Origin of the sequence: Bradyrhizobium sp. SHOUNA76 (assembly GCF_023006445.1) — a bacterium.
GTDB lineage: Bacteria > Pseudomonadota > Alphaproteobacteria > Rhizobiales > Xanthobacteraceae > Bradyrhizobium.
This window is the reverse complement of the sequence record NZ_JALBHA010000492.1, coordinates 1-4,644: the sequence shown is the minus strand read 5'-3', so window position 1 is coordinate 4,644 and position 4,644 is coordinate 1. Positions and strand designations below refer to the sequence as shown.

The following is a 4,644-nucleotide window of genomic DNA, read 5'->3' as shown; positions in this document are numbered from 1 at the left end:
CGAAGCCGAGCGAGGCGACGAGCGCCGTCATCAACACCGGGCGCAGCCGCGTCAGCGCACCCTCGCGCACCGCGTCCGCGATGGGGTGTCCCTCGCTGCGGAGACGCTCGATGAAGGCGATGATGACGAGGCCGTTGAGCACGGCGACGCCCGATAGCGCGATGAAGCCGACACCGGCGCTGATGGACAACGGGATGTCGCGCAGCAGCAGCGCGGCAACGCCGCCGGTCAGCGCCAACGGCACGCCTGAGAACACCAGCGCCGCATCGGCCGCCGATCCCATCCCCATGAACAGCAGCAGGAACACCAGCAACAGCGCCACCGGCACCACGATCGTCAGCCGCTTGGTCGCGGACACCAGCTGCTCGAACTGCCCGCCCCAGCCGATCCAGTAACCCGGCGGCAGCTTGACCTTCTCCGCCACCGCCGCTTCCGCCTCGGACACGAAGGAGCCGAGATCGCGCGCGCGGACATTGGCGGTGACGACGATGCGCCGCTTGCCGTTCTCGCGGCTGATCTGGTTGGGACCGGGCGTCGCATCGACGGTCGCAACCGAGGACAGCGGCACATAGCGCATCTGGGTGAGCGGGGAGGCGGCCAGCGCGGTTCGAAGGGCCGTGCCGGAGCCGGCCTCCTCACCGGGCGGCAGCGGGATCGGGATCGCCCGGATCGCCTCGAGATTGCCGCGCAGGTGTTCCGGCAGGCGCACGACGATGTCGAAGCGGCGGTCGCCCTCGAACAGCTTGCCGGCCGATTTGCCGCCGACCGCGATCTCGACGATGCCCTGCACCTCACTGATGCTGAGGCCATAGCGGGCAAGCGCCTGGCGGTCGAGGCGGACGGTGAGGATCGGCAGGCCGGAGACCTGCTCGATCTTGACGTCGCTGGCGCCGCGGATGCCGCGGATCGCGGCCTCCACCTGTCTTGCTGCGCCTTGCAGGATGTCGAGGTCGTCGCCGAAGATCTTGACCCCGACGTCGGTGCGCACGCCGGAGATCAGCTCGTTGACACGGAACTGGATCGGCTGGGAGATTTCATAGGCGCTGCCGGGAATCTCGTCAGCGGCATGCTCGATGGCCTCGATCACCTCCGATTTCGGCTTGTCCGGGTCGGGCCATTCGGCGCGCGGCTTCAGCATGACGTAGCCATCGGTCTGCGCCGGCGACATCGGGTCGGTCGCGATCTCGGCGGTGCCGATGCGGGTGAAGAACTCCTTCACTTCAGGGATTTGCTTGATGCGTTTTTCCAGCGCCTTCTGAAGATCCAGCGACTGGGTGAGGCTGGTGCCGGGAATCCGGATCGAAGCCAGCGCGACGTCGCCCTCGTCCAGGCTCGGAATGAACTCGCCGCCCATCCGCGACGCGGCGATGCCGCTCGCGATCACGATGAGTGCGGCCATGATGGCGACCATGCCCCGGTTGTCGATGGCGAAGCGGAGCAGGGGCAGGTAAGCGCGTTTCGCGGCCCGCATGAACAGGTTCTCGTGTTCGGATACTTTGCCGGTGACGAAGATGGCAACGGCCGCCGGCACGAAGGTGATTGAGAACAGCACGGCGGCACCCAGCGCCATCAAGACGGTCAGCGCCATCGGCGTGAACATCTTGCCCTCGACGCCGGTGAGCGTCAGCACGGGCAGATAGACCACTGCGATGATCAGCGTTCCGAACAGGCTTGGCTTGATCACCTCGCTCGATCCGCGCAGGATCGCGCGCAGCCGCTCTGAGGTCGTCAGCAGCCCGCCTTTCTCGCGCTGGGCCGCGGCCAGCATGCGCAGGCAGTTCTCGACGATGATCACGGCGCCGTCGACGATGATGCCGAAATCGATCGCGCCCAGGCTCATCAGGTTGGCGCTGACTTTTGTCTCGACCATGCCGGTGATCGTCATCGCCATGGACAGCGGGATGACGCAGGCCACCACGAGGGCCGCGCGGATGTTGCCGAGGATCAGGAACAGCACCGCCACCACCAGCGCCGCGCCTTCCAGCAAATTGTTCTTGACCGTGCGGATGGTGGCTTCGACCAGATCGGTGCGATCGTAGACGGTCCGCGTCACGACGCCTTCGGGCAGCGATTTGGCGATGTCCTCGAGCCGGGCTGCGACGCGGCGGGCCACGCTGCGGCTGTTCTCGCCGATCAGCAGCATGGCGGTTCCGAGCACGGTCTCTTCGCCGTTCCACGTCGCTGCGCCCGTGCGAAGATCGCGGCCTTCCCTGACGGTCGCGACGTCCCTGATCCTGACGGGATTGCCGCCGCGCGCGCCGATCACGATGTCCTGGATTTCGCCCATCGTGCCGACCTGGCCCGGCGAGCGAACCAGATATTGCTCGCCGTTGCGCTCGATATAGCCGGCGCCGACATTGGCGTTGTTGGCGGCGAGCGCGGTCATGACGTCGCGAAAGCCGAGCCGGTAGGCCATCAGTTTGCCCGGGTCGGGCAGTACATGGAACTGCCGCTCGAAGCCGCCGATGGTGTTGACCTCGATCACCCCAGGCACGTTGCGAAGCTGCGGCCGGATGATCCAGTCCTGCACGGTGCGCAAATCGGTCAGCGAATAGTCGTGGCCGCCTTGCGTCTTCGCGCCTGCCTTGGCCTCGACGGTGTACATGAAGATTTCGCCGAGCCCGGTCGAGACCGGCCCCATCGCGACCTCGACGCCGGCCGGAAGCTGGTCCTTCACCTGCTGGATGCGTTCGCCGACGAGCTGGCGGGCGAAAAAGATGTCGGTGCCGTCCTTGAAGACGACCGTCACCTGGCTGAGGCCGTAGCGCGACAGCGAGCGCGTGTAGTCGAGTTTCGGCAGGCCGCCCATCGCGGTCTCGACCGGGAAGGTGATGCGCTGCTCGGTCTCGAGCGGCGAATAGCCGGGCGCGCGGGTGTTGATCTGGACCTGGACGTTGGTGATGTCAGGCACTGCGTCGATCGGAAGGCGCTGGAAATTCCAGGCTCCGAAAGCGATGGCGCCGAGCGCGAGCACGAGGACCAGCCAGCGCTGCTGCAGCGAGACGGCGATGAGGCGCTCAATCATGCTCGGCCTCGCCCTTGCCCATCTCCGCCTTCACGACGAAGCTGTTCTCGGCGACGTAGTGCTCGCCAGCGGACAGGCCTGCCTTGATCTCGACATGACGCGGATCGGAATCGCCAAGCTCCACGGGGCGCGCCTCGATCTTGTCGCCGTCCTCGCGGACGAACACGATGGTCCGGTTCTCCAGGGTCTGGATCGCGCTCCGGCGCACGGCGACCGCGACGTTGCGGGCAGCGAGGATCAGCCGTGCCGTGACGAACAGGCCGGGGCGTAAGCGGCCGTCCGGATTTTGCAGCACCACGCGGGCCAATGCGGTCTGGGTCTCGCTCGAGCCGATCGGCGCCATGTAGGAGATCGTGCCCTTGATCTCGCCGCGGCCGTCATCGGGATCGATCAGCACCTCGTCATTGAGGCGGACGCGCCTGAGGTCCTGCCGGTAGATCGACAGATCGACCCAGATGGTGGAGAGGTCGGCGACGACGAAGGCCGGCTTCTGCTCGGAAGCGTATTCGCCGAGCGAGATCTGCCGTTCGATGATAGTTCCGGCAATCGGCGCCTTCAGCTCGTAGACGGTGAGGCTCTGATTGCTCTCGATCGCGGCGAGCAGGTCGTCCTTGGCGACCTTGTCGCCGATGCGCTTCTGGATGGATTTGGCGAGGCCCGGGAAGCGCGGCGTTACCTGCACGACCGCTTCCTGGTTGGCGCGCAGAATGCCGTTGAAGGCGAGCGTGTCGGTCAGTGTCGCGCTCGCAGCCTCCGCCAGCGTGACGCCTGCGGCCGCCAGCTTGACGTCGGAGATGCGGATGCGGTCGGCGCCGTGCTCGTCCTGCTCGACATGGTCGTTCGGCTTCTTCGGTTCGGAATGCTCGGAATGCTCGCTGTGCGCGGGCTTGGCCGGCGCGAGCAGGGAATAGCCGTAAGCGCCGAGCCCGGCGGCAACGATGGCCACGAGAATGGTGGAGGACGTCTTCATCGTGCGCTCTCCCGCGCCAGCGTGAAGGGATTGCCGACGAGGCCTTCGATGGTCGCAACGCCCGCGTGGAAGTTCTGGAGCGCCTCCTGCTCGCGCAGCCGCGCCTGGGTGACGCTCGCCTGGGCGTCGAGCACCTCGAGCAAAGTGAAACGGCCCTGGCCATAGCCTTGCGAGATCGCCTCGGAGGCCTCGACGGCCTTGGGGATAGCGGTCTCGCGCAAGATCGCGAGCTCGCGCAGCGAGCCCTGGAGCGAGTCATAGGCGCGGCCGGCGATCACGATCAGCGTGTTGCGGTTGGCCTCGCGCTCGGCCTTGGTCTTGGCGAGGCTTTCCTGTGCCGAGAGGATGTTGCCCTGGTTCTGGTCGAACACGGGGATCGGCACCGAGACGGTCAGGCGCACGGCATCGTCATTGGTTTCGTTATAGTGGCGCCAGCCAGCCGCGATCCGCACGTCCGGATAGGGCTTGAGCCGAGCCAGCAGCAGCTCGGCATTGCGCTGGGCAAAGACGGCGGTCCAGCGCACCAGCTGCGGATTGGCGTCGATGGCGGCGACCACCGCCTGGAACGCCGGCGGCCGTCCCGTGGTGTCGAGCCGGCCGGAAACCTCGCCGAATTTCGCCGTGGGATCGCCCATCAGCACCGCAAGCT

At 66.7% G+C, this 4,644-nt stretch carries 3 protein-coding genes; all 3 read right to left on the bottom strand.

The genetic code is table 11. From position 1 onward, the window contains the following. Window positions 1–3,025: efflux RND transporter permease subunit (locus MOV74_RS31635; protein ID WP_246930903.1), on the bottom strand; the 3,025-nt coding region annotated here is incomplete at its 3' end. After that, window positions 3,018–3,995: a divalent metal ion exporter adaptor subunit IhpB gene (gene ihpB, locus MOV74_RS31630; RefSeq protein WP_246930902.1), complete on the bottom strand. Its 978-nt coding sequence runs from the start codon at window positions 3,993–3,995 to the stop codon at window positions 3,018–3,020. The genes ihpB and MOV74_RS31635, both read right to left, overlap by 8 nt. Beyond that, on the bottom strand, window positions 3,992–4,644 hold a 653-nt coding region (locus MOV74_RS31625; protein WP_246930901.1), incomplete at its 5' end, for a TolC family protein. The genes MOV74_RS31625 and ihpB, both read right to left, overlap by 4 nt.

Excerpts from the sequence above, each read along its gene's own strand:
- ihpB (WP_246930902.1), bottom strand. The coding sequence starts at position 3,995 with ATGAAGACGTCCTCCACCATTCTCGTGGCCATCGTTGCCGCCGGGCTC.